26 protein-coding genes are annotated in these 24,341 nt (G+C 59.8%); 15 read left to right on the top strand and 11 right to left on the bottom strand.

Features of this window, described 5'->3' with window-relative positions; translation table 11 throughout:
• Positions 1-10 precede the first annotated feature (10 nt).
• The 4 genes from nifX to JFN90_RS12195 all read left to right on the top strand — a co-directional run bounded on the left by nifX (position 11) and on the right by JFN90_RS12195 (position 2,164).
• Positions 11-400, top strand: a complete 390-nt coding sequence (gene nifX / locus JFN90_RS12210; protein WP_199395395.1) for a nitrogen fixation protein NifX — start codon at positions 11-13, stop codon at positions 398-400.
• A 165-nt stretch (positions 401-565) separates the two neighbouring features.
• Positions 566-829, top strand: coding sequence for a ferredoxin III, nif-specific (gene fdxB, locus JFN90_RS12205; protein WP_199395394.1), 264 nt, complete (start codon positions 566-568; stop codon positions 827-829).
• Positions 830-969: 140 nt separating this feature from the next.
• On the top strand, positions 970-1,299 hold the full coding sequence (locus JFN90_RS12200) for a NifB/NifX family molybdenum-iron cluster-binding protein (protein WP_199395393.1): 330 nt from the start codon (positions 970-972) through the stop codon (positions 1,297-1,299).
• 73 nt (positions 1,300-1,372) lie between these two features.
• Complete coding sequence (locus JFN90_RS12195; RefSeq protein WP_199395392.1) at positions 1,373-2,164, top strand: NAD(+)--dinitrogen-reductase ADP-D-ribosyltransferase; 792 nt, start codon at positions 1,373-1,375, stop codon at positions 2,162-2,164.
• A gap of 431 nt (positions 2,165-2,595) precedes the next feature.
• Here the strand turns inward: JFN90_RS12195 and draG are convergent, their stop codons facing one another.
• On the bottom strand, positions 2,596-3,501 hold the full coding sequence (draG, locus tag JFN90_RS12190; protein WP_199395391.1) for an ADP-ribosyl-[dinitrogen reductase] hydrolase: 906 nt from the start codon (positions 3,499-3,501) through the stop codon (positions 2,596-2,598).
• Positions 3,502-3,991: 490 nt separating this feature from the next.
• Between draG and JFN90_RS12185 the strand changes: the two genes are divergently transcribed.
• The 5 genes from JFN90_RS12185 (at position 3,992) to JFN90_RS12165 (ending at position 10,244) form a co-directional block, all read left to right on the top strand.
• Positions 3,992-4,849 (top strand): radical SAM protein, encoded by an 858-nt coding sequence (locus tag JFN90_RS12185; RefSeq protein WP_199395390.1) that lies wholly within the window; start codon positions 3,992-3,994, stop codon positions 4,847-4,849.
• A gap of 1 nt (position 4,850) precedes the next feature.
• Positions 4,851-5,654 carry a GNAT family N-acetyltransferase gene (locus JFN90_RS12180; protein ID WP_199395389.1) on the top strand — a complete coding sequence of 268 codons (804 nt, stop codon included), beginning with the start codon at positions 4,851-4,853 and terminating at the stop codon, positions 5,652-5,654.
• Between the two features lie 93 nt (positions 5,655-5,747).
• Positions 5,748-6,560 carry an electron transfer flavoprotein subunit beta/FixA family protein gene (locus JFN90_RS12175; protein WP_199395388.1) on the top strand — a complete coding sequence of 271 codons (813 nt, stop codon included), beginning with the start codon at positions 5,748-5,750 and terminating at the stop codon, positions 6,558-6,560.
• 157 nt (positions 6,561-6,717) lie between these two features.
• Positions 6,718-8,031, top strand: coding sequence for an electron transfer flavoprotein subunit alpha (locus tag JFN90_RS12170; protein WP_199395387.1), 1,314 nt, complete (start codon positions 6,718-6,720; stop codon positions 8,029-8,031).
• Positions 8,032-8,240: 209 nt separating this feature from the next.
• Positions 8,241-10,244, top strand: coding sequence for a (Fe-S)-binding protein (locus JFN90_RS12165; RefSeq protein WP_199395386.1), 2,004 nt, complete (start codon positions 8,241-8,243; stop codon positions 10,242-10,244).
• On the opposite strand, the gene JFN90_RS12160 is transcribed toward JFN90_RS12165, so the two are convergent.
• Entirely contained in the window at positions 10,195-10,938 is a 744-nt protein-coding gene (locus JFN90_RS12160) for a hypothetical protein (protein ID WP_199395385.1), read from the bottom strand. The genes JFN90_RS12165 and JFN90_RS12160 overlap by 50 nt on opposite strands.
• A gap of 380 nt (positions 10,939-11,318) precedes the next feature.
• Here JFN90_RS12160 and JFN90_RS12155 point away from each other — a divergent pair, with 380 nt between their 5' ends.
• Positions 11,319-11,513: a hypothetical protein gene (locus tag JFN90_RS12155; RefSeq protein WP_199395384.1), complete on the top strand. Its 195-nt coding sequence runs from the start codon at positions 11,319-11,321 to the stop codon at positions 11,511-11,513.
• 91 nt (positions 11,514-11,604) lie between these two features.
• Positions 11,605-12,372, top strand: coding sequence for a DNA/RNA non-specific endonuclease (locus JFN90_RS12150; protein ID WP_199395383.1), 768 nt, complete (start codon positions 11,605-11,607; stop codon positions 12,370-12,372).
• 6 nt (positions 12,373-12,378) lie between these two features.
• Here the strand turns inward: JFN90_RS12150 and JFN90_RS12145 are convergent, their stop codons facing one another.
• From JFN90_RS12145 to JFN90_RS12130, 4 genes are all read right to left on the bottom strand, one after another.
• The gene (locus JFN90_RS12145) at positions 12,379-13,812 is read right to left on the bottom strand and encodes a S10 family peptidase (RefSeq protein WP_328755632.1); all 1,434 of its coding nucleotides are present in this window, start codon (positions 13,810-13,812) and stop codon (positions 12,379-12,381) included.
• 267 nt (positions 13,813-14,079) lie between these two features.
• A complete protein-coding gene (locus JFN90_RS12140; RefSeq protein WP_199395381.1) occupies positions 14,080-15,534 on the bottom strand; it encodes a DUF3443 family protein in 1,455 nt (484 codons plus the stop codon).
• Positions 15,521-15,991, bottom strand: coding sequence for a DUF2844 domain-containing protein (locus JFN90_RS12135; protein ID WP_199395380.1), 471 nt, complete (start codon positions 15,989-15,991; stop codon positions 15,521-15,523). The genes JFN90_RS12140 and JFN90_RS12135 overlap by 14 nt, the downstream gene beginning before the upstream one ends.
• Before the next feature lie 206 nt (positions 15,992-16,197).
• Entirely contained in the window at positions 16,198-16,818 is a 621-nt protein-coding gene (locus JFN90_RS12130) for an OmpH family outer membrane protein (protein WP_199395379.1), read from the bottom strand.
• A gap of 203 nt (positions 16,819-17,021) precedes the next feature.
• On the opposite strand from JFN90_RS12130, the gene JFN90_RS12125 reads away from it, so the two are divergent.
• From JFN90_RS12125 to JFN90_RS12110, 4 genes are read left to right on the top strand one after another with little or no spacing between them, the layout of a single operon-like run.
• Positions 17,022-17,312, top strand: a complete 291-nt coding sequence (locus JFN90_RS12125) for a hypothetical protein (RefSeq protein ID WP_199395378.1) — start codon at positions 17,022-17,024, stop codon at positions 17,310-17,312.
• 53 nt (positions 17,313-17,365) lie between these two features.
• Positions 17,366-17,632, top strand: a complete 267-nt coding sequence (locus JFN90_RS12120; RefSeq protein ID WP_199395377.1) for a hypothetical protein — start codon at positions 17,366-17,368, stop codon at positions 17,630-17,632.
• Between the two features lie 8 nt (positions 17,633-17,640).
• On the top strand, positions 17,641-18,507 hold the full coding sequence (locus JFN90_RS12115) for a hypothetical protein (RefSeq protein WP_199395376.1): 867 nt from the start codon (positions 17,641-17,643) through the stop codon (positions 18,505-18,507).
• A complete protein-coding gene (locus JFN90_RS12110) occupies positions 18,508-18,897 on the top strand; it encodes a type II toxin-antitoxin system YhaV family toxin (RefSeq protein ID WP_199395375.1) in 390 nt (129 codons plus the stop codon).
• Between the two features lie 73 nt (positions 18,898-18,970).
• Here JFN90_RS12110 and JFN90_RS12105 read toward each other — a convergent pair whose 3' ends face one another.
• From JFN90_RS12105 to JFN90_RS12085, 5 genes are read right to left on the bottom strand one after another with little or no spacing between them, the layout of a single operon-like run.
• Positions 18,971-19,663: a 4'-phosphopantetheinyl transferase family protein gene (locus JFN90_RS12105; protein ID WP_199395374.1), complete on the bottom strand. Its 693-nt coding sequence runs from the start codon at positions 19,661-19,663 to the stop codon at positions 18,971-18,973.
• Complete coding sequence (locus JFN90_RS12100) at positions 19,660-20,652, bottom strand: NAD-dependent epimerase/dehydratase family protein (RefSeq protein WP_199395373.1); 993 nt, start codon at positions 20,650-20,652, stop codon at positions 19,660-19,662. Before JFN90_RS12100 ends, JFN90_RS12105 begins: the two co-directional genes overlap by 4 nt.
• Positions 20,640-22,289: a fatty acid CoA ligase family protein gene (locus tag JFN90_RS12095; protein WP_199395372.1), complete on the bottom strand. Its 1,650-nt coding sequence runs from the start codon at positions 22,287-22,289 to the stop codon at positions 20,640-20,642. The genes JFN90_RS12100 and JFN90_RS12095 overlap by 13 nt, the downstream gene beginning before the upstream one ends.
• 3 nt (positions 22,290-22,292) lie before the next feature.
• The gene (locus JFN90_RS12090; protein ID WP_407931923.1) at positions 22,293-23,183 is read right to left on the bottom strand and encodes an alpha/beta fold hydrolase; all 891 of its coding nucleotides are present in this window, start codon (positions 23,181-23,183) and stop codon (positions 22,293-22,295) included.
• Positions 23,184-23,191: 8 nt separating this feature from the next.
• On the bottom strand, positions 23,192-24,235 hold the full coding sequence (locus tag JFN90_RS12085) for a 3-oxoacyl-ACP synthase III (RefSeq protein ID WP_199395370.1): 1,044 nt from the start codon (positions 24,233-24,235) through the stop codon (positions 23,192-23,194).
• Positions 24,236-24,341: the final 106 nt, after the last annotated feature.

Below are 24,341 nucleotides of genomic sequence, written 5' to 3'. Positions count from 1 at the left end.
AGACCGAGCTATGAAGATCGCTTTTACTACCAGGACAGGCGACACCATTGACATGCACTTCGGCCAGGCTGATTCCTTCCATATTTGGGAGGTGGGACCCGATGAGGCGCACTACGTCCAGACCGTCTCCGTTGGCGAGCACGGCAGCGACGAGGAAGATCGGATCGCCGCGCGCGCCAACCTGCTCTCGGAATGCGCCATCGTCTATACCATGCAGATCGGTGGGCCGGCTGCGGCAAAACTCGTGGCCAAGCGTATCCACCCGATGAAGACCAACGTAGAGGTGGGGCTGAAGGAGTCAATCGAAAAGATGCAGGAAGTGCTGCAAGGCAACCCGCCGCCCTGGCTGCGTAAGGCTATGAACAAGGATCAGGCGACATCGTTTATGGACGAGGACTAGTTCTATCCCCTCTCCCCCTGGGAGAGGGTTAGGGTGAGGGGTGTGCCACGGCGAGATAGTGATCCCTCACCCCTTCCCCTCTCCCGGAGGGCGAGGGGAGACGCGCCAACAGTTTAGGTAAAGCTTTAGACATAATCCGTATCAACAATGAAAAGGAGAACTACCATGGCCTACATCACCGGACTGACCAAAAACAAGAAAGAATGGACCCCCGAATTTATTGTCGCGATCGACGAACAGACCTGCATCGGCTGTGGCCGCTGTTACAAAGTTTGCGCGCATGACGTGTTGAGCTTTGAAGAACTGGACGAGGATGATTCGGCCAAGATGTACATGAAGGTCGAAAATGCCGGGAACTGTATCGGCTGCGGGGCCTGCGGCCGGACCTGTTCCAAGAAATGCTTCACCTTTGCACCGGTAGAGGCGTAACACACCGAGATGTAAAGTGTACCCCTCGCCCTCCGGGAGAGGGGCAGGGGTGAGGGCTTTGTGCTAGAGGCAATGCCCTCACCCGCCCTCCGGGCACCCTCTCCCGGTGGGCGAGGGTATATATCAAATGGAGGTTCCACATGCTTTTCGCCGTTGCATCAAAGGATGGCAAGGAAGTGAACCAGCATTTCGGGCACGTTGAGCGTTTCCTCATCTACCAGGTAGAAGGCGAGAGCGTTACCTTTCTGGAAGAGCGGCCCGTCGAGAAGTATTGCCGTTTCGATCCGGACCATCCGCTGCGCGCCCACACGCTCAAAGACACCGCTGACGCGCTCCATGGCTGCCGTGCCGTGGTCTGCTCAATGATTGGGGAAGCCCCCAGGATTGAATTGGACCGTCTAGGTGTCGAGCCCTACGTCGTCGAAGGGGAGATCATACCGGTCCTAAAGGATCTCGCCAAGGTGCTGTAGATGCTGTCCGTGTACATAAACTTTCCATCTCAATCTTAGTCTTAATCTCAATCTGTCTTTTAGTGGTGATTCAATGGAGAATTCATTCAACCACTGTAACCTGCCACCTTGGGTCATCGCCTCCCGCCACTTCAACGATAACCCGCAGCCCTTGGAGGTCCAGGGGGTGCGGGCCGTTAACCGCTTTCTTTTCGAGAAGCTGGACCAGATAGCCACCCACGAGGAACGCGCCTCCGTCTTCAACGACTACATGTCCGTGAAGTTCCAGCTGCACCAGTGGCAGCAGGAGACGGCCACGGCGCGTAAAAGCCTCAAGAACAGCTACCTGCGATTTCTCCGTGGATGGATGATGGATTCCAACTCGGTGGAGGGAGCAGTACTGAAGGGATGGGTTGAGAGCCGGATGGGCCTCGCGCCAACGTTCCACAATGTCCGCATCTCGGGGATTCACGACGAGAACTATCTGCAGTACGCGGTGGATCGCACCAAGGGGAGCGCACGCACCTCGGCCATCAACTCTCAGTTGGACTTACTCTACGAATACTGCCAGTACGAACTCGCCAAACGGTATCCCGACCGCAAACACCTCACCTTGTATCGCGGCACTTTCGACAAGTCCGAGTATGATGTCCTGGATACGATCTCAAAACGAGAAGAGATCGTTCGGCTTAACAACCTCAACTCCTTCACGACCGACGAAGAACGTGCTTGGGAATTCGGTTTCATCGTGTGGCAGGTGCAGGTCCCGCTGGCGAAGGTATTCTTCTATAGTGAACTTCTGCCCAACTCGATCTTGAAGGGGGAGGGGGAATGCTTGGTGGTAGGTGGGGAATACCGCGTGAAGCGTCTTATGTGTACGGTTTAGGTTCGGCGAGCCAGAGAAGTTGTGAATCGCGGTTGAGAAGTTATGAACTGCTCTTGAGAAGTTATGAACTGCTCTTGAGAAGTTGTGGACCGCTCTTGAGAAGTTGTGGACCGCTCTTGAGAAGTTGTGAACCGCTCTAGAGAACTTGTGAACCGCTCTAGAGAACTTGTGAACGGCTCTAGAGAACTTGTGAACCGCTCTTGAGAAGTTGTGAATCGCTCTAGAGAAGTTGTGAATCGCTCTAGAGAAGTTGTGAATCGCTCTAGAGAAGTTGTGAATCGCTCTAGAGAAGTTATGAATCGCTCTTGAGAAGTTATGAATCGCTCCTGAGAAGTTATGATCCCCTGCTGAGAAGTTATGAACCGCAGTTGAGAAGTTGTGAATCACTTTCCATCGTTATCAGCCGTTGCCTGCGACATCTCCGCAGCCGACTACATCCCCTGCAACCGCGGCGACAGCCGCACTAGTTGTTCGGCCAAATAGGAAATCTCGGCGACTAACTCCTTTGCCAGCTTCTTCCTCCATCTGGCTGGAATTCCCTCTTCTCCGTAATACGCACCTGCGAACGCGCCTGCTATGGCACCGGTCGTATCCGCGTCGCCACCCTGGTTGACGGTCTCAATGACGCACCCTTCGAAAGAACGCGCCCGGAAGAAACAGTGGAAGACGGTTTGCATGGTGTCCACCACGTAGCCTGTGGCCAGTCCTTTGTATGGATCAAAGGCAAAGGAAGGGTGCTTCGAAATAAGCCGGTCCGCTTCCCGGCGCAGTTGCAGCATGGAGCGCCCGGTGAGAGCCAAGTGCAGCAATCGTCCAAGGTATACGGAGGCAGCGTCGGAGTAGGGATGGTTGTGGGTCAGGTGGGCCTGCTCGATGGTCAGACGCTCCAGTAAAAGATCGTTGCCGACGGTGCAGAGGGCGATGGGCAGCGTCCGCATGGCCGCGCCATTGCCACCGTCCCACTCGTTGGGCGGAGTCTCCAGCATCCCGCGCAGCATATAATTTCTGATGCCACGCCGGCAGGTGTCACCGACATCAATGGGTTTGGATTTCAGCCATCCAGCGAGATGTTCGGCCGCCGCCTGCAAGTCCCATCCTTTTGCCTTGACGGTTGCTCGTGCCAGGCAAAGCGACATCTCCGTATCGTCGGTCACCTGCCCGGGCTTCAATCTGAGCCAACCGCCTCCCACCATCTCCTTCAACACCCCGTATTTGTCCTTGATCTCCCCGCGAGTCATGAACTCGACCGGCGCCCCGAGCGCATCACCAACCGCGAGGCCGAGGAACGCACCACGGGCGCGACTGATAATTTCTCTATGTCCTGAAGAAGTGGTCATAGGCGAAATGCTGCAATATCCAATCCGTTGCTCAGGGAAGACTGATCAGTCTGGCAGAGCCTCCTAGTTCGCCTGTTTTCGTGGTGTGAGCATTGAGTGATAGGATAGGGATGCTGCCGCGAGGTTAGGCAATGCCCAAAAAATAGACGAGAGCCAGTGGCGTGAGGCAAAGAAATATTGATAAGTACCAGGAGGGGCTGCAGCGCACCCGGCAGGGCCGCTGCTGAGGGCACACCAGACACGTTACTTTAGATAAACGGCCTATTCTGCAGACCTTTCCTGCCGGATCTTCTCTCATACAGCGATCACCCCGTACAGCCCATAACAACGTAGACAGCACCGCATGACGTCTGTGGCACGCTAAATGCTCATAGGATGCAAAGGTACAACGATGTATCTGACAGTGACGGCAACGATGCCCGGCGGATTATTTTCCGACCGGGCATTTTCTTTTTCAGGCGCAAAGCCTGTAAGGGTCAAGGAGGATACCATGGCAACGTCGTGCGAGAAGATGAAGAAGATTCAGGGCCATCCCTGTTTCGGGGGCAACCATCACAAAAACGGCAGGATGCACCTGGCTGTGGCTCCAAAGTGCAATATCAAGTGCGGCTACTGCACCAGGCGCCACGATTGCGCCAATGAATCGCGCCCCGGTGTAACCAGCCGCCTACTGTCGCCCGAGGAAGCAATCGTCGGGGTTCGTGAGGTGATGGCAAGCCCGGTCACCGGCCCCATCATCAAGGTCATCGGTATTGCCGGACCCGGCGATCCGCTCTTCAATGATGAGACCTTCGAGACCTTCCAACTGGTAGACCGGGAGTTCCCCGACCTGATCAAGTGCATGAGCACCAACGGCCTACTGCTGCCGGACAAGATGCCGATCCTCAAGGCGCTGGGGTTGCACAGTCTGACCGTGACACTGAACACGCTGGACCCTGTTGTCGGCGGAAAGATCTACTCCTACGTGCATTACCAGGGAACGACCTACAGCGGTAGCGAGGCAGGCGAGATCCTGGTGCGCAACCAGCTTGAAGGGATACGCCAGGCGGCGGAACTGGGGATGACCATTAAGATAAACACCGTCCTCATCCCCGGAGTCAACGACGCCCAGATACCGCTCATCTCCAATAAGGTAAAAGAACTGGGCGCGTTCGTCATGAACATCATGCCGCTCATCCCGCAGGCGGATTTTGCCCACGTAGAGCCTCCGTCAGCGGAGCGCCTGGACGCGCTGCGCCGCGACAATGAAAAGACCATCGGACAGTTTAAGCATTGCAAGCAATGCCGCGCCGACGCCGTAGGTCTTATCGGCGAGAACCTGCAACTGACCGTGGCAACCGAAGGCTGACATGCCCAGCCGGTTTCTCAGTTCGGACATCGCCCCGTTCCTCAGACTGGCACTGGCGGAAGGATGGATCTGCGGGAAGTGGGAGATGGAGTTCCTGCTGCAGGCCTTCCCCCAAGGCTGTTTCGTGAAGCGCACCGGCAATAAGACGTTGGGATACATCTCTACCCTGCGCCACGACAAGAGCGGCTGGATCGGGAACCTCCTGGTGTCGTCTGAGGCGCGCAGAGGCGGTATCGGCAGCGAATTGATGCAGGCGGCCTTGCAGGCCTTACTTGAAGCAGGTGTGGAAACAGTTTGGCTGACGGCATCGGCAAAAGGGGTGGAACTGTACAGGAAACTTGGCTTTATCCCCATTGACAGCATCAACCGCTGGGTGGGGGAGGGGAGGGGTGGCTCTGGTTGGTCTCCCTCGCCCCCCTGCGACTGGGAAGTAATTCGGCTCGTGGACAAGGCCGGGTGGGGCGATCATCGCGATGCCCTTTTGGACGTGGCTATCAGCCGTGGCCAAGTCATGTGCGGCAATTACTCGTTCGTCTGCATCCAGCATTGGCAGCAGGGGACGCAACTCGGGCCTTGGGGCGCCATCATCGAAGGACAGGCCGCATCGCTGCTCGATCCTGCCCTTGCAGCCTCAGCGAGGCACGTCTTCCTCGATGTTCCCTCCGGCAACCTGGCGGCTGCAGCTTTGCTTACGCGGAAGGGGTTTTCCATCAAGGGAAGCAACACGCTGATGTACCTTGGCGCGCGGCCGAAGTACGCGCCACAGAAGGTATTTGCGTTGGCCAGCATGGGGAGCATGGGATAAGCAAGCAAGAGCAAGACAAAGGTGTGTCGCGGTAAAGCAATAATCGGGTAAGTAAATACACTGCATCCAGAGGGGCTCTACAAGGAGTGATACATGTTAGTTGTCGCCTGTGTTAAACAGGTTCCGGACACCACCCAGGTACAGATAGATCCGGCAACAAATACTCTCATCAGGGACGGCATACCGTTCATCATCAACCCCTATGACAGCCACGCACTGGAAGAAAGTCTGCGACTAAAAGACAGTCATGGCTTCAAGGCTGTTGCCCTTTCCATGGGACCGCCCAACGCGGAGGCGACACTCAGGAAGGCGCTGGCACTCGGCGTCGACCGCAGCATTCTTCTTTCTGACCGGGTCTTTGGCGGAGCCGATACGCTCTCGACCAGCAACGTCATCGCCGCGGCCATCAGAAAATTGGGTGAACAGGAAGAAGTCGGGATTGTGTTGTGCGGCAAACAGACCATAGACGGCGATACTGCCCAAGTGGGACCTGGCATTGCTGTTCGCCTGGGGTACTCACAGCTTACCTTGGTGGACAGGATCGAAAAGATCGACCTGGTACAGAAGACCATCGTGGTGCGCCGAAAGCTGGAGGGGCGTTACGAGGTCGTCGAGGCGCGGTTGCCGGTGATGATCACCGTGGTGCGCGAACTGAACCGGCCGCGCTACCCTACGGTCCCCATGCGGCTTTCCTCCGCCAAGGCGCAGGTGGAATGTTGGAGCAACGAGCAGTTGCAGCTGGACGTGAACAGCGTCGGGCTGAAAGGCTCACCGACCTGGGTCAGCCGCATCTTCTCACCAGAGCGCAAGGAAGGGGAGATCATCGGCGATGGCATGAACGACCCGGTGGGAGCGGCAAACCTGCTGCTCGATAAGTTGATCGAGGGAGACGTGCTGGCCGTTTAGGAAAAGCAGGTTCCTCGCGCTGTAGGGGCGAATAATCATTCGCCCACGCAGCCACAAACGCCCTCACCCCGACCCTCTCCCGAAGGGCGAGGGAGGAAGAACAGGGCGAATCATTATTCGCCCCTACAGGACAAAACCGGATAACAGAGGGTAGCCCATGGCTGAGCAACAAAAACAAAAGAAACCGCGCGGCAAGGCACGGGTCATTTCCGGCAAATGCATCGCCTGCGGCGCTCGCTGTCAAAGCGTCTGCCCGGTGAACGGCGTGGAGATGAGCGAACAGGGCGAACCGATCATCGAGGCGCAAAAGTGCATCGGCTGCGTGAAATGCGTTAAGGCGTGCCCGGCAGGCGCACTGGAGATGTTCTACACCCCAGAGGAACTCGCCATTATCGCCAGCTTCGAGAAGCACGGCGGCGAGGAAATGGATGAGGAAGAAGTTGAGCGGCGGCGCAGAATCGCGGCCTACCGAGGCGTTTGGGTTTTCATCGAACAAAACGATGGTGAAGCGGCAAAGGTGTCCTGGGAGTTGACCGGGGTCGGACGTGAGCTGGCCGACCAACTCGGAGTGCCGCTTTCGGCGGTGATCATCGGCAGCGGCGTCGAGCGGCTTGCCGACCTCGCCTTCAGCTACGGCGCGGACCAGGCCTACCTGGTCGACAACACGGTGTTCCGGCAATACCGAACCGAGCCCTTCCTCGAGGTGATGTGTCGCCTGATCGACAAGCACAAGCCTGAAGTGGTGCTTATGGGTGCGACCGGCATGGGGCGTGACCTGGCCGGCGCGGTGGCCACGCGCGTCAAGACCGGGCTGACGGCTGACTGTACCTCTCTCGGCATCGACGGGAAAGGGAACCTCATGCAGACCCGCCCTGCATTCGGCGGCAACATCATGGCCACCATCATGTGCGACCGGTTCCGGCCACAGATGGCGACCGTGCGACCGCACGTGATGCCCATGCCACAGCAGCGTCCAGGCAGGACCGGCACCATCATCCACGAAAGCTGCCCCATTTGCGAGTCATCCATCTTCACGCGCGTGCTCGAGGTGATCACCGAAAAGGGCGCCAAGGACAAGGTGGACGTCGCCGGTGCCGAGTTCATCGTCTCGGGGGGGCGCGGCTTGATGGCCAAGGAAAACTTCGCCATGCTGGAGGAACTTGCCGAGGAATTAGGAGGTGTGGTGGGTGGGTCGCGCAGCGCGGTGGACGCGGGTTGGCTTTCGCAAGACCGGCAGGTCGGGCAGACCGGGAAGACGGTGCGTCCCAAGATCTACATCGCCTGCGGCATATCGGGTGCCATCCAGCACCTGGTCGGCATGCAGGATTCCGATGCCATCATTGCCATCAATCGTGATTCCGATGCACCCATCTTTGAGGTAGCCACGTTCGGCATCGTAGGCGACCTATTCCAGGTGGTCCCGGCGCTGACGGCGCGGGTGAGGGAGATGAAGAGCCGCGCCGCGGCCTGAAAAGCTTCCCCAGTTTTCAGTGAAGTCCCGTCCCACTGAGTATGCCGCCGACAAAGCACCGCACCCGAACCAGAGTTCCCCCCTTTGCGAAGGGGGGACAGGGGGGATTTGCCTCTCCACAATCAAAAGCAAATCCCCCTCAATCCCCCTTTGCGAAAGGGGGACTTCACAGCAAAATCATATTTTTCTTGAACATTTACGGAGCTTACATGCAACAGACACTTTTCATCGCCATGCTGACGGTCTCCCTTGCTGGGTTCGCCTTCAGCTGCTACCGCAGGCTGGCACTGGTAACCGTCGGCAGTAGCGAGGACCGCTTCGACCGCCCCCTGGATCGTCTCAAGGAGATGCTCATCTACGCCGTCGGTCAGAAGAGGGTGGTAAGCCGCCCCTTCGGCCTGAACCACGGCGTCATCTTCTGGGCCTTTTTGGCACTGGCCCTAGCCAACCTGGAATTCCTGGTCTCGGGAATCTTCCCCGCGGTTTCCTTCGCGCTGCTCCCCGCGACCGTACATGGCGCGCTGTTGTTCCTCTTCGACATCTGTTCAGTGGCAACCCTGTTCGCTGTCGTGGTCGCGGCGGTCCACCGCACGGTGCAGCCACCCTTCGATGGCGCCCGCACTCTCGAGGCCTACATCATCCTCGCCATGATCGCCACCCTGATGCTGGCGTACCTCGGGCTGAACGGCGTCCGCATCGCACAGGGGATGCTGCCTGCCACGACCGCCACACCCGTGTCCGCTCTCGCCGCCAGCCTGATCAGAGCCACTCCGGCAGCTACACAGCTGGAGACTACCGGCAACGTCTTCTGGTGGATCCATGCCGTGGTGCTGCTGGGATTCATGAACTTTCTTCCCTACAGCAAACATATGCACATACTTACCGCCATACCCAACGTATTCCTGCGCACCATGGGAGAGAGCAACACCCAGGAGCGCGAGTCCTTTCTCGAAGGAAACCGGTTCGGCGCAGCCACCGTGGACCGGCTCTCCTGGAAGGATCTGCTCGATTCCTTCTCCTGCACCGAGTGCGGACGCTGTCAGCAATCCTGCCCCGCATCCAGCACGGGCAAGGCGCTCAACCCGCGCGAGGTGATCCATGCCATCAAGGAGAACCTGCTGCGAAACGGCGCGGTCATGGATAAGCTCGCCGGGGACCTTGCGGCTGAGCGCACCATATCCCTAATCGGTAACGAAACAAAGGGGAGCATCAAGCCGGCGGCCCTCTGGAGCTGCACCTCGTGCGGTGCCTGCATGGAGGCCTGCCCGGTCTTCATCGAACACCTTCCCAAGATCGTCAAGATGCGCCGGCACTTGGTGCAGATGGATGCCAGCTTCCCTGAGGAGCTCTTGAACCTCTTCGAGAACATGGAGCAGCGCTCCAACCCGTGGGGCATGGCCCCTGCGGAGCGGAGCAAGTGGAGTTCACAGTTGAACCTGCGCCCATTCGAGGCGGGGGAGACGGAGTACCTGCTCTTCGTCGGCTGTTCCGGCGCCTTCGATGCACGCAACAAGCAGGTTTCGGTGGCTTTGACACGCGTACTCGATGCGGCGGGCGTTTCCTACGGGGTGCTGGGGAAGGATGAGAAGTGCTGCGGCGATAGCGTGCGGCGCCTGGGTAACGAGTACCTCTTCGACCAGATGGCCAAGGCGACCGTTGAGCAGTTTGTGGCCAAGGGGGTGACCAAGGTGATCACCCAGTGTCCGCACTGCTTCACAACACTGAAGAACGATTACCGCCAGTACGGGCTAGAGCTGGAGGTAATGCATCACAGCCAGTTGATCGATGAACTAGTGGCGGCAGGAAGGCTCACCCTGTCCGGCACCGCCGAAATCGGGCGCACCGTCTTCCACGATTCCTGCTACCTCGGCCGGCACAACAATGTCTATCAGGCTCCGCGCGAGGTACTGAGGATGGCCGCCGGGCAAGAGGTCGTGGAAATGGGGCGCAGCCGGGAAAACGCCTTGTGCTGTGGGGCAGGCGGAGGGCGCATGTGGCTCGAGGAACACGAAGGGACACCCATCAACCGCAGCAGGGTCCAGGAGGCGCTGGCGCACAAGCCGGAGACCATTTGCGTCAGCTGTCCCTTCTGCATGACCATGTTTGAGGACGGTATCAAGGACGTGACCGGAGTCACGACGCAGGTGAAGGACATCGCGGAAGTTACAGCGCTCTCCCTGCAGCAGTCCCTTCTTCCTCCATCCATTTCATAAGCGAGTAGGCCTGCTCCTCGTTCATGTGGAGCGTGGAATAGAGGTATTCGGCGTCGGTTTCGGGGTGCACCAGTTTGCGGATATCGCTGAATTGCGGCGAGTTGAGTACCCGCACAATGCAGGGATGTAGGGTCGCGGCGGGGATGCCATACACATGGCTGGTGAAGAGGCTCACCCTGGTCGGCCTGGGGTAGATGCGGGATTCTTCCCGTACCGTTTCCACGATGGTGCTGCAGGCATCGGTGACGGCGGAACGGACCAGGAGCCCCGCGTACTTCTCGGTGATATGCGCGTCGCAGTACAGGTACAGTTCGCCGCTGAAGGCGGAGACGGTTTTGATGTCCCGGTACTGCACCTGGGTCTGCATCTCGTTGAGCAGCGAACATACCTTCACTGGCTTTATTTCCGGGCACAGCGTGAATATGGCGTTCAACGGGGTGAGGGCCGTAATTACCCTGGAGTCCCTGCGGATCCTTTCAGCCATGGCATGCTTCACTTCTTCCAGTTTACCCTTGGCGGAGGCATCATCACTGGTCATATAGTCCTGTGAGTAGAGGAAAAGCTGACCCGACGGCGTTACCAGGGCTCTTATGTCACTGGCCAGCGCCCCTGTCGAGACAGCTTCCAACACTCCATGCTGCAGTTCGCCCGGCAGCCCTTTGGCGAGTACGGACAGGATGCGGGAGGAGGTCAATGCGCCATACCTCTTCGAATTGCGCCTGACATTGTGAATCAGCTTTGCCTTTACCTCTGTGAACTGCTCGGTCATACCCGTCCGATGGAAAGTCTCTGCTGCAGCATCTCGGCTGTGGTCTGACTGGAATCCCTCGTGCATTGTCAGTGGTACCTCGCGTTGTAAGTATTAGGCTGTTTTCATTGTGTCAATGATAATCGACTTTTCAATTGTGTAAACTGTCAGCTAAATTTTTTTTCACCTTCCACATACCCCTACCCACGCCTGCTTCTCGCCACTATCGCCCACGACATCAGTGATGGCATTCGCTTGACATTAATTCAGGCTAATATATATTTGTGTTCCGCTGCAGTCTGAACATTCTGACGAAGGAGGTCGGCGTGGAATATTCAGGTGTTATGCTGGTGCTGGGAGGGGTGCTGCCTTGCCTAGGGCTGGGGCTTTTCTATTATCTCTTGAAGCTCCTTCTTGAGTTCAAGGACGACAGCACGGACAACAGCAGTCCTCAATATGTGCGAGAAATTAACAAGAAGTTGAACCTGCACAACGTAGAGACAGAGCGGGACCTGCTCTGAAGCTTGTCAACACTGTTGCGCCGGACAGCGTCCTCCTGCTAAACTGCCGCCAAATCAACCCGCCGCCAGGCGGATTCCTTGCGGCGGACCCATGCCTCGTATCCGATTCCTCCAATTCATTGTTCTCTTTCTGGTAACGGCAACCTCAGCGTTCGGCGGACCCGTCGAGGAGTGCCGGGAATTCGCAGCCTACGGCGTTCCCGGGCAAAGCGGGGACCTCCTTTGCCGCAAGGGTTTCCTTTTGAGCCACGACGCGCAGAGAAAGACGCCGCTTTGGGTTGTCGAGCGGATGACCAGGGAGCGGCTGCTGGTGAAGCTGAAGCGATCCAACAACTTCCGCCCCGATCTCGATCTTCTCAAGGGTGAGCGCGCGGAGCTTTCCGATTACCGGGGATCGGGTTACGACCGGGGCCATATGGCGCCGGCCGCTGACATGGCGTGGGACGAACAGGCGATGTCGGAGAGTTTCTTCCTCTCCAACATGGTGCCGCAGGCGGGCGAGGGGATGAACCGCGGCATCTGGGCCGAGTTGGAGGGGAAGGTGCGTGCGTGGGTGGAGAAGCGGGGAGAGCTTTTCATCTACAGCGGGCCGATCTACCCCAAGGGGGCGGTCAAGACTATCGGCCGCAACCACGTGGCGGTACCGTCCGCGCTGTACAAGGTGATCCTCGATCCGGCCCGGCGTGAGGCGCTGGCGCTGATCATGCCGAACCAACCGCTGGAGTCCGACGACATGCCGAAGTACCTGGTACCGGTGCGCGAGGTGGAAAGACAGACCGGCCTGGATTTCTTTTCTATCCTCCCCAAGGAGGAGCAAGACAGGATTGAGACTCCGACGCCGCCTGCACTGTGGCAATAAGTTGAACTAACGCTTGAGGGTTTGGCCGATAAATTCCGCCGCATCCTTTTTAAGCTGCGCCAACGCGTCGGACTCCAGGTACATCATGTGCCCCGAGCGGTACCGTTTGATGGAGATGTTGCGCCGCAGTTCACCTCCCACTCCCAGGTGCGCCACGGTGTAGTCGGTGGCGAAATGCGGTGTGGCCAGGTCGAAGAGACCCGAGGCGATCAGCACCTTCAGGTAGGGATTCTTCACCATTGCGTTGCGCAGGTTTTCGCCGGTATCGGCATAGCTGTTCTTGGCCTCCCAGTCCCAGCGGCCGATGCCCCCTCCCAGCACGAAGTACTCGAGATCGGATTGATAGCCAAGCTCCTCCCTTAGATACGCGTTGACGGCGCTGGTGAAAGGGGGGCGAATGGTGGTCACGGTCGCGTCAAAGCCCAAGTGCCTGCCCGGCTCAGGGTTCTCCGCGTTCAGCCTGCTGTCCATCAACCCCACCATGCGCCCCTCGCCGCGCAGCAACTCCTTGGCAAAATCCCTGTTATCCACCCGCAAATTCCGGTTTTCCACCAGGTCGATGCCGAGCCCGGTGAATCGCGCCAGTTTTTCCGCAACCGCCTTGCGTTCCGCCGGGGTCAACCGATCCCCTTTGTTGAGCGCCCACAGGTACTCCGATCCCGCCCACTGCTCGGCCTGGGCCAGGGTCCGGTCCAGGTCCGCCTGCAATTCAGGCGCGAGTTTATGGTGGTACCAAGCCGTCGCGGTGTAGCTGGGGAGGAAGAGTTGGTAGGGGAGGTCGTTGCCGTAGTCGAAGGTAATGGTCTGCATGTTGAGGACACTGGAAATCAGGATGACGCCGTTCAGCGCGACGCCATGCTCTACCAGATGCTCCGCCAGCCCAGCCGAGCGGAAGGTGCCGTAGCTCTCGCCGACCAGGAACACGGGAGCGTTCCAGCGCCCGTTGCGGGTAAGGTAGAGCCTGATGAAACGATCCAGCGAATCGATGTCGGCCTGCACCGCGGAGAACTTCTTGGCAAGATCGGGTTTGACGGCGCGACTATAGCCGGTGCCGACCGGGTCAACGAAGACGAGATCGGCAACATCGAGCCAACTGGAGCCGTTGTCGACCAAGTGGAAGGGGGGCGCAGGCATGTTACCGTCGGGCAGCATCTGCACCCGTCTAGGCCCGAGCGCCCCAAGGTGGAGCCAGACCGAGGCGGCACCGGGGCCTCCATTGAACACGAAGAGCAGGGGGCGAGGGGGTGCCGAGGCGGGTTGCGGCATGCGGTAGGAGACGTAGAAGATCTCCGCCTCGGTCTCGCCCGCGTCATTTTGCACCGGCAGCGTTCCGGCACAGGCCTGGTACGACAATTCCTTGCCGCCGATCTGTACCTTGTGGTTGGTTATCACGGCTCGTGCCGTTGTCGCCGGCTTACTCGAGGTTTCTTGCTGTTCCACGCTTTGTGGCTTGCTCTCAGCGGCTGCGGAAGCGGCAACAGCATGTACTTGTGCCAAGGCCAAAAGGAAAACCGAAACCAACAGTAATGACTTGAACAAGGATGCCCCCTCACATTGCAGCCGATTGATATTACAACAATGAGGATACTATCGGATGGCGTCGGTCAGGTCAAACTGAAGCGTCGCTTAACGAGGTCCATTGGCATAAAAACTAAAAAAGCACCCCGCATATTGCAAGGTGCTTTTTGTGATCTAGGTGCGGTCACATCAATAGGCGACGTAGGGTCCGGTACCGAGGGGGGAGGTTTCACCTTCTATCCCGAAGGCAACGCTGCGCCCCATGAAGAAGGGGAGTCCCCAGTCGAAGCCGAAGCTCGATTGTCCGCCGATATCGCTGAAAACATGGTTGGAGCTGTTGACGAGGCTGATGAAATTTGAAATCTGGAAACTGACCGTCGATCTCGGTGCGCCAGTGGCGCTGACGTTGGTCGCCAGAAGGGTCCTGGTCACCGGCGGGCAATACCAGTCAGTATTGGGCGAGGGGCATACCGGGAGCAGAGTCGAATCCGTGCTCGGGAAGAATAACCCGTTGGAACCGGTGTCTGCGAACCCGTTGGTGGGGGTGCCGTTGAAGATGGTGGTGAAGTCTCCATCTGCATCGGTTTTCAGTACCACCGAGCTGGTAAGGGTATTGTTGGTGCTGGTGCCGATCCCGAGGATCACCGAGCCTGCGATGGAAGGGACACCGCCAACGGGAACCGGTGGCAGGCTGACGATCAGGCCGTTGTTGTCCACGGGAAGTGTCGCGACCGGGTTCTGCACCTGGTCGGCGAGCGGGACAGTGGTGTCAACGCAGACGCTTCCGCTGCAGCTGAAATACACGCCATTGGCCGATGTGAAGGTGCAGAGGGGGCCGCAATCTTCCTTGGCGACGCCAACCCCGAGTATCCCGGCGAATCCGGAAGATACCGGGGTCGGATCGGCATTGGCACAGGCGCTGGGGAGCGAACCGAAGCTGGAGTTAATCACCTGGATCGGTACGGAAACGAACGGCTCGTTGCCCAGTTTCACCATCGCCGTCTTGATCGGGCCCCAAAGCGAGCTGTTGTCGGCGAATTGGACGCAGCCGGTAAGAGAGCCGGTGCCGCTGGCGACAGGCGGCAACGTCAGGTCAGGAATCGCCTGCTGAAAGACCCGCAACCCATAGCTGCCGGTATCAAGCAGGATGTCGTTCACTGTTTGGCATGCGGAGAGGTCGGGGTTACAGATGGTGACGCTGACGCAGGCCTTGTTGAGATAGCTGCCCGGGGAGCAGAGGGAACCGTTCACCGTCAACGGCATCACGTTGGCGACAGGGGTCAATGCCGGCGTGGTGGTGAGAGTGGTGCTTGCATTGAACGATCCCACCTTGGCCGTTAGCGTCGTGGTCCCGACCGACACCGCGGTAACCACCCCCTTGTTCCCCGACGCGTTGCTAATGGTCGCTACCCCGGTAACGGAGGAACTCCAGGAAACCTGGTTGGTGATGTCACGTGTGCTGTTGTCGGAATAGGTGCCGGTAGCTGTGAAGCGACCGGTCGTGCCAACAGAGAGGGTTGAATCTCCCGGGGTAACCGTTATCGAGGTGAGCGCGGGTCCCTTGCTTCCTCCTCCGCCGCATCCCAGCAAACCAACGAGCACTGCGACCATGGCCATGACTGCCGACAGCTTAACGGATCTCATCGACGCTCACTCCTTCGGGCAGCAGTTCCGGAAGATAGGCCCGCCCTTGCAAGTTACGCATGTGCCCCCAGGTCTCCACCACCAGTCGCTCCGTCGCTACCTTGGCACCCCGGCGCCCGGGCTGACGCGCGGCGTGGGACAGCCCCTTGCGGTAGTCGCTGTGATAGTTTCCCAGCAACACCTTCAGGTCCGGGTGCACTAAGCCGTTCCAGGCCACCGCGAAGACGACGCCCGAAGGCGCTACGTATTCCCGCACCGTGGTGGCAGTGGTACCTGATGCGATGGATTGGACGCGGTACTTGCCCCGGGTTGCCGACTTCTGAAGCACGCCCGCGAAACTCTTGGTGTCCCTGGCGATGGTCTCGGCCGGCTCCCCCAGGGTCGCTTCCGCAACCCCGCACCGGCAGGAGATGACCAGCGCCAGACAGAGCGAAATAAGCCGAAGTCTTAGCCTCATCGTTGTCCCCTGTACCGCTCGGAATTTGTCATCCAGAAACAAGAAGACATTCTACCAACGATTATTGCTTTGTCTTAGAGCTTGTTGTTTTTTTACCGGAAGGGGAGAGATGTGTCTTGGGGGGAAAAAGGATTCGCCGCCAGTGAATCACGAGGCGGCGAATCGATGAAGCGAAAGGGATGATGCGGTTGTGTCTGGTAGCGAGGTTATTTCTTGCCTTTCTTGGAAAGTTCGGCGGCAACCTCTTCGCTGATGTCCTTCGGCTTTACCTTTTCATCAGCAAAGAGCACACCTTTCTCCTCGACCACCAGCAGGTACCCATTAGCCTTGGCATAATCCGCAGCTGCCTTCTTGATCACACCGCCGATTTCGTTGGTCAGCTTGTCCTGCAACTTGCTCACCTCCAACTCGCTTGCGCGGGCCAGCTTCTGGTACTCCTCGACCTTTTTCTGGAACTCGGCCGCCTTGGCGGCGCGCTCCTTCTGGGTCATGGTAGGGAGCTTTGCCTCGATGGCCGCTTTTTGCTTCTCGAGCTGCTTGGTCTTGGCGTCGAGCTTGCTGCGCAACTGCTCCGACTTCTTCTTGAGCGACTCGCCTGCCGCCTTCCCTTCGGGAGATTCCGCAGCGACCTTCGCCATGTCGATATAGGCGATCTTCACTGTTGCGCTTGCATCGTCCTTGGCAGGGGCAGCCGGTGCAACAGGGGCCACAATTGCGGCAGGTGCTGCTGCCGCGGCCGCGGCGGGGGCTGCCTCAGCCGCAAAACCATTGGCGGCAATGAGAGAGGTGAGAGCGGAGCCGATGAGTAGAGTTACGAGCTTGTTCATATGATCGTCCTTTGTTTGAGTAGTGGTGACTGCAAGTGGGAGAGCATAAAGCCTTTGTTACGCTTTGGCAATTAAAAGAAATCAGCTTTGCGGCGGGGAAGACATGACCGGTGCATGGAACAGACCGGCAATACGGACTTATAAAGGCTGTTGACTCGTATACGCCTCACTGCTACCATGCCACCACTCAAGAGGAGCGACCGATGACCGATATGCTACAGAAGTTGCAGGCAGCGACATCCGACGATCCGGCCACGGCTGAGTTGTTGCGTGAGGCTGTGCAAGAGATTCGCGAACTGAGAAAGCAAAGGGATGCGATGGAGGAGATCTTGATCGTGCTGTCGCGCACCGAGCTTCCCTGGGACGAGGATGGCAATCCGACCGACGCCCTGCCGCACTTCAAGGAGCGCTACCTGAACGCGGTCCACGAAGCAGCTGGACTTTTGGGGCTTGAGCTGCGCAGCACCATCACCAGGACCGAACCGAGAACCTGATTCCCTGCTCCTGTCCCGGAAGGGAGGGGGGCTCACCGATTACTGGAGCATACATGCCTACCAACGTTATGGAATGGGGATTCGTCCTGATTTTCTTTATCCTGCCGGGCTCCATCGGTGCCTATGTCGCATACACCAAGGGGCGTAACCCGTTCCTGTGGTTATTGCTGAACGGCCTCTTCGCTCCCACCGTAATGATCACCCTCTTTCAACGCCCGCTCCGCCCGGTACAGGGGCATTATCGGCAATGTCCCAAGTGCAGTGAGTTCAGCAAATGGCGCGAGACCTCGTGCCGGTTCTGCGGCACCGGGCTTAGCTGAGCCCGACCATGTTCTTCCGCAAACAGCCCGATTTCGGCCAACTCCTGCGGGAGTTGGGAAGCTTCACCCGCCGGGACGTGACGCAAGGACTGAAGCTGGCGAAATACAAGAAGGCGGCGCACACGCTCCTGAAAAAGGATCCGGTATCCGCTCATCTCCTGCTCGGGCTTGTTGCCTGCCTGGAACACGATATCGTGTCGATGCACGCCCAGTACCTCCAGGCCATCGAACTCTCCGACTCCTATCTCTCCTTGATGTACTACGCCTTCGCCCTTAAAAAGTGCTGCCTTTGGAACGATGCAGCCAAGTATGCCCTGCTCGCGCTGGATCGTGCCCCCCAGGAGCCGAAGCTGTTGAACGCGGCCATCGATCTCGCCCCGTTGACTGGCAGATTTTCGCTACTGAAGAAACTGCTGTCTCAGTGGCAGGATGAGCACGAGGGCGTGCGTCACCCGCGCCAGGGCGATGACGAGGCGGTTACCGAAGCACTGGCCCGCCAGGGGCTGGTGGAGCAGGACCTGAAGACGGTGCTCTCCGCCATCGGGACGGCCTTCAGCGAAACCGACGCCATGCTGCAGCACTACAGCTACGAACTGGTCCGCACCAAGGATTCCTCCTTCATCCACTACCGTTTCGTCCTCCCGGACAGCTTGGTCGCCACCTATTACGAGGACCGGGTTTCCGAGAGGCTCGCCACCATGGCCTGCCATCCCCGCATCTTCGATGCTTTCTCCTTTTCCGTCGAGAACGGCACCCTCTACGACTTGTATGACTGCATGGAGCGGGAACTTGCCTTCAGCGCAGACACCATCAAGGTCCCGGACCCCGACAAGATGAAGCTAATCGAGGAACTGGTCAAAGGCGTGGAGGTATAGATGGTCAGCAACGAGTCGCGCATACGGTTTCACGCCGCGTTCGAACAGGTGCTGGACGAACTGATTACCGTGGTGGCCAAGGAAAAGGAGCGGAATCCGCAGACCTACAAGGAGTCGCCCCAGGCGAAACTCCTGGCGCGGGTGTACCGGGCCATCAAGGACGAGATACCGGCAGACCCGCAGCACGCTGCGTACTACCAAGGGGAGGCCGAGGGGCATGCCTACCGGCAGTGGCGCCGGGCCAAGCCGACCAAAGAGCACCGGCTCTTTTTTAAGTGGGACAGGGAGACCAACGCCATCATCTACGCCTGGCTGAACAGCGAGGTGAGCCTAGTGAAGTACAAAAGCCACATGGACGCCTACCGGGCGTTTAGGGGGAAGGGTAAGTAAGGGCTCGGTTTTGTGGGGCTGATGGGGACTATGGGATTGATGTGAAGAATGGGAACCCTGTAGGGGCGAATAATTATTCGCCCTGCCTCTGAATTGCCAAAGCAGCACAATAACCGGCGGGGACAGGCAGGTCCACTATGCGCCAGCGATTAACGTCGCCGGGGGCGGAGGCATGCCCCAGGAGGGCCGCCGGTTCACCCGGACGTAGCGACATGTCGAATCCGGTGGAAGGTTGCGAGAAACCGCTCCCGGTCGCCTTCATGTAGGCCTCTTTCCTGGTCCAGCAACGGTAAAACGCTTCCAGTTGCTGCCGCGGCTCCAAGCCGAACAGCTCTTCACGCTCCCGCACAGAAAAATAGCGCTCCGCCATGGGGCGAAACGCCAGATCCTGCCGTACTTCTTCCAGATCCACACCTATCTCGGCTCCGTAACACACAGCTACCAGCAACTGCCCGCCGGCATGGGAAGCGTTGAAGCGCAAGCCGTCGTCGCACTGGCGTGGTGCCAGGTACGGCTTGCCAAACTCGCCCTCCTCAAACTGGATACTTGCCGGTTCGTCGCCGGTGAGGCCAGCCAGGATTTCCCGCAGCAGTCCCCGTGCTACCAGGAACTCTTCGCGCTTGCCGCTATCGAGCAGCCGCGCGCCGCGCCGCAGTTCGCCTTCGCTCAAAAAGCCAACCAGGCGCTCCTTCTCGTGATCCGGGCGCTGCAACGGTTCGAGCCGGTATTGCGCACGCACAGCCTCCAGCCCGGCGACGGGGATCAAGCCCCCGCCTCGAACGATGCACGCAGCAACCTCAGTCCCTCCTGGGTCGAGATGCGCGGCGAGTAGCCGAGATCACGACGGGCCGCGGAGATGTCGAACCAATGGGAGGTGGCGAGTTCCTTGGCAACGAAGCGGGTCATGGGAGGTTCGCCGGATAGCCGCAACGTCTTCCATGCCACTTCACAGGCGACCCCGGCGGCATAGGCCACTCCGGCAGGAATGGTGCGGGTGACGGGAGGCACGCCTGCAGCTTCGAGAATCGCGTTCACCATGTCCCATAGCGGTATCGGCTCACCGTTGGAGATGAAGTAGGCCTTTCCGGCCAGCGGTGCATCTGCACTGAGGCGGTCCGCCGCGTTCAGGTGCGCCTCGGCGGCGTTTTCCACATACACGGTGTCTACCAGGCAGGTGCGGGTGCCGATGCGCCTCAAGGCGCCGGCGCGTCCTTTTGCCACGATGCGCGGCACCAGGTGGTTGTCGTTGGGGCCCCAGATCAGGTGAGGCCGTAGGGAGACGGTGGACAGGGTGCGCGAGTTGGCGGCGAGCACAGCCTTTTCGGCCAGCGCCTTGGTGTGCGGGTAGGGTGCCTCGAAATGGGAGGGGTAGGGGAGCGACTCGTCGGCGCCCTCGACGTCGGATCCGTCGAAAACCACGCTCGGTGACCCGGTGTAGACCAGGCGACCGATGCCGAGGATGCGGCAGGCGGCGATGACGTTTTCTGTGCCGACGACGTTGGCTAGGTAGTACTCCTGGAAATCACCCCAGATGCCGGCCTTGGCCGCGACGTGGAAGACGACATCGCACCCTTTTGCCGCCTCGACGACGGCGTTCAGGTCGGAGAGGTCGCCACGGCGCTGCTCGACGCCCAGCGCGGCAAGTTCGGGGTAGTCGCCGCGCGAGAAACTGACCACCTCGTCGCCGCGGGCGTGCAACTGTCTCACGATGGCCGAACCGAGAAAACCGCCTCCTCCGGTGACTAGCGCGCGCATTTCAGGCTCTCTGCGGCCCAGACCGCCAGCTTCTCCCGGAAGATCTTGGCGTTGTGCCGGATATCCACCGGGAAAGCGGGATGGAACAGGATGGTCTCGATGGAGCGGGTGTGGATGTGCTCCTCCGCCAGTGCTTCCAGCTCCTTGCGAACCTGTTCCTGGTCGACCTTGACGTTCTTCTCCAGTTCGATGCAGATCACCGGCGTGAGCGCCCCCGGTTCACCTACGCCCACGAGGGCGCTGCGGAACACGGCGGGATGGGTGTTGAAGACGGCCTCGCAGGGGATGGTGTAGAGCAGTCCGCCCTCGGTCTCGACGCGGTGCGACTTGCGGCCGCAGAACCAGACGCGCCCCTCCTCGTCCCTGCCGCCCAGGTCGCCCATGCGGTGAAAGAAGGAACCGGTGGCCGAGTCGATGATCTTGGAAAGGTGATCGGATTCGGGGCGGTTGTAGTAGCCGCGGGTCACCTGCTCTCCCTGCACCACGATCTCGCCGATCTTGCCGACGGGGACGCGCAGCGAATCATCCCACCCATAGATGGGATTGTCGGTGATCTGGATGATCTCCAGGCGAATCCCCTCGACCGGGCGGCCGACGCAGACCCCGCCTCCGGCATCGGTAATCTTGCGGGTTTCTTCAAGTATTTCCGTGCTGCCAATGGAGCAAACCGGGAGCGCCTCGGTGGCGCCGTAGGGGGTGAAGACCTGGACGCCGGGGTTCAGGAGGCTCGTGAAACGTTCCAGCACCGAGGCCGGGACCGGCGCACCGGCCGAGATGGCGCGGCGCAGGGTCGGTAGCTTGACGCCGTGCTCGACGCCGTAACGTCCTACCCGGTTGATGAGCGCGGGGGAGCCGAACATGGTGGTGACGCCGTACTCGTTGATCGGCCCCACGATCTTGCGCGGATCGACGGATCCGGGACGGGTGAAGTCCATCTCCGGGATGACTGCGGTCATGCCCAGCGCCGGTGCGAAGAGGGCGAACAACGGGAAGGTGGGGAGATCGATCTCGCCCGGTTCGATGCCGTAGACCTCTTTGAGCGCCTTCACCTGGGCGGAGAAATTGCCGTGGCTGTAGATGGCGCCCTTGGGGATGCCGGTGCTGCCGCTGGTGAAGAGGATGGCGGCGACGTCTTCCTGTTGGGTCGGGGCGAGGGTGAAGGGGGTATCGTCATCCTGCTCGGCGATGATCTTGGCCAGGGTGGTCCCTTCCCATAACAGGCGCGGTCCCACGGTAATGCAGGTGCGGATGGTCTCCTTGCCCCAGCCAAAGAGCTTACGGGCGATGTGCGCCTTGGGGATGCCGATGAAGGCGTGCGGCTCCGCCTCGGAAAAGCACTGCTTCAGGTTCTTGATCCCCAGCCCCGGGTCGATCAGCACCGGCACCGCGCCGATCTTGAAGAGGGCGAAGGTGAGGGCGAAGAACTCGGGGCTCGGCGTCACCATGAGCACGGTGCGCACGCCGCTGCGGATGCCGTTGGCGATCAGCCCGCGCGCAATACGGTCGCTCAGGCGATTTAACTCGGAGAAGGTGAGGCTCCGCTTCCCCTTGGGGAAGATGATCGCCCTGGTCTCCGGCTGGCGCCGGGCCATCTCCGGCAGGTGCGCGGCAATGTTGACGAATTCGGTTTCGGCCATCGGTCAGGCAGTCTCCCGGGTCTCGGTCTGCTGCAGGAATTGGACGATCATCGGCACCACTTCCTCCTTCATGTCTTCGAGGATGTAATGTCCGGCGTCGGGGTAACTCTTCACCTGCGCCTTGGGGAAGCGACGCTGCCACTCGGCTAGAAAGGTGGTGTCGAACACGAAGTCGAGCTCGCCCCAGAAGATGGCCATGGGGAGGTCGACGAAGCGCTCCAGCCCGGCGGCGATCTCACTGATGAGGTCATAGCCGCGGTCGCCGGGAGCGAGCGGGATATCCTGCACGAAGCGCAGGGTGGCGATCCGGTTCTGCCAGGAGTCGTAGGGGGCGCGGTAGGCCTGCCTCAGCTCCTGCGACATCGGGTTTATCTTGCAGCCGACGAGGGAGGCGCCGACGCTGAAGGCGTTGAAGCCGCGCACCAGCAGGGTGCCGAGCATGGTGTCGCGGCAGATCTTCAGTCCCAGCGGGAAGGTCTTCTCCTTGGGGAGATGGAAAGCGGCGGTGTTGAGCACCACGATGCGACCGATGCGCTCCGGGTGGCGGCTCGCGTACCCCATGCCGATCATCCCGCCCCAGTCGTGCACCACGAGGGTGATCTTCCCCTGCAGATCGAGCGAGTCGATCAGGCGCTCCAGGTCGTCAATGCGGCGCGAAAGCGTGTAGTCATAGCGGTCGTCGCCGGGCTTGTCCGAGAAACCGCAGCCGATGTGATCCGGCACGATGCAGCGGAAGTTGTCGCGCAGCGCCAGCACCAGGTTGCGGTAATAGAAGGACCAAGACGGGTTGCCGTGCACCATGACTACCGGCGCGCCGGTCCCCTCATCGAGATAGTGGTAGGCGAGGCCGTCGAGGTCGAGGGTGCAGCCGGTGAAGGGGTAGTATTTTTTCACGGCGTCTCTCACCAGTCCACTCCCAGCATCAGGCAGTTGAGCCCGCTTCCGATGCCCAACAGGGCCACGCGGTCGCCGGCGGAAAGCACGTCGCGCTCATCGGCCAGCGCGGCGGTAAGGGGCAGTGAAACGGTCCCCATGTTGCCCAGGAACTCGTAGCTGGTGAAGTCTTTGTGCAGAGAGATGCCAAGGGTTTTCAGGATGGCACTCTGGTGCGCGCTTCCCACCTGGTGGCAGATGACGCGGTCTACGTCGGTCTCACGCCAACCCACCTCGGGGAGGAACTCTTCCCAAGTGCGGCGTCCCAGTTCCACCCCGTAGTTCATGACGCTCACCGCGTCGGTGCTCATCGACTGCTCGTAGCCGCCCTTGCCGTCCGGTGTCATGCCCCAGAGGCAGAGGCCGTGGTGTTCCGGTGCCGCCTGGGCAATGCCGCCGCGCAGCCTCCTGCGGCCGGACTTGGAGAAGGAGCCGTCGGTGAGGAGCACCGCTACCGCGCCTGAACCGCCGGTGAGGGTGGCGAGCGAGCTGGCGAAGTTTTCCATGCTGCGGTCTTCCAGCATTTTGGCGATCATGACGTCGTTGATGTCGCGCGCGCTCTCGCAGGAGACCACCAGGCCGGCGCGGATCTGCCCCAACTCGATGCGGTTGGCGACTTCCAGGATGCCGTTTAACACGCCCAGACAGGCGTTGGAGAGGTCGTACACGGCGGCGTTGCCCGAGACGCCCAGACCGGCGGCGACGCGGCAGGCGGTGGCCGGCTCGAAGCGTTCACGGCAGACGCCGGTGTAGAGCAGGGCGCCGATCTCGTTGGGCGAGATGCCGGCCGTTGCCAGAGCCTTCTTACCGGCGGCAATGGCGCCCTTAGAGAGCTGGAAGCCAGGTTCCCACCAGCGCCGCTCGCGGATCCCGGTCAGGGCCTGCAATTGTCCCGGAGTGAAGTGCAGCGTCTTGTAAAGCGGCTCCAGCCGCGCCTCGAGCTCGTCCGAGGTGACCACCACTGGAGCGAGTTCGTAACCGAAAGATTCGATATATACCTTGGAATACTTCATCTAGCACCTTAAGAAACGTAAGCTGAAAAGCTGAAAGCGTGACCACAGAGGACACTGAGGTCCACAGGGGTCACAGAGAATAAAATTGTTAGACGCCCAACCCATC

It is taken from the genome of Geomonas propionica (genome assembly GCF_016458235.1).
Classification (GTDB): Bacteria; Desulfobacterota; Desulfuromonadia; order Geobacterales; family Geobacteraceae; genus Geomonas; species Geomonas propionica.
Note: the sequence above shows the minus strand (reverse complement) of the source record. Positions and strands in the feature narration are given on the sequence as shown.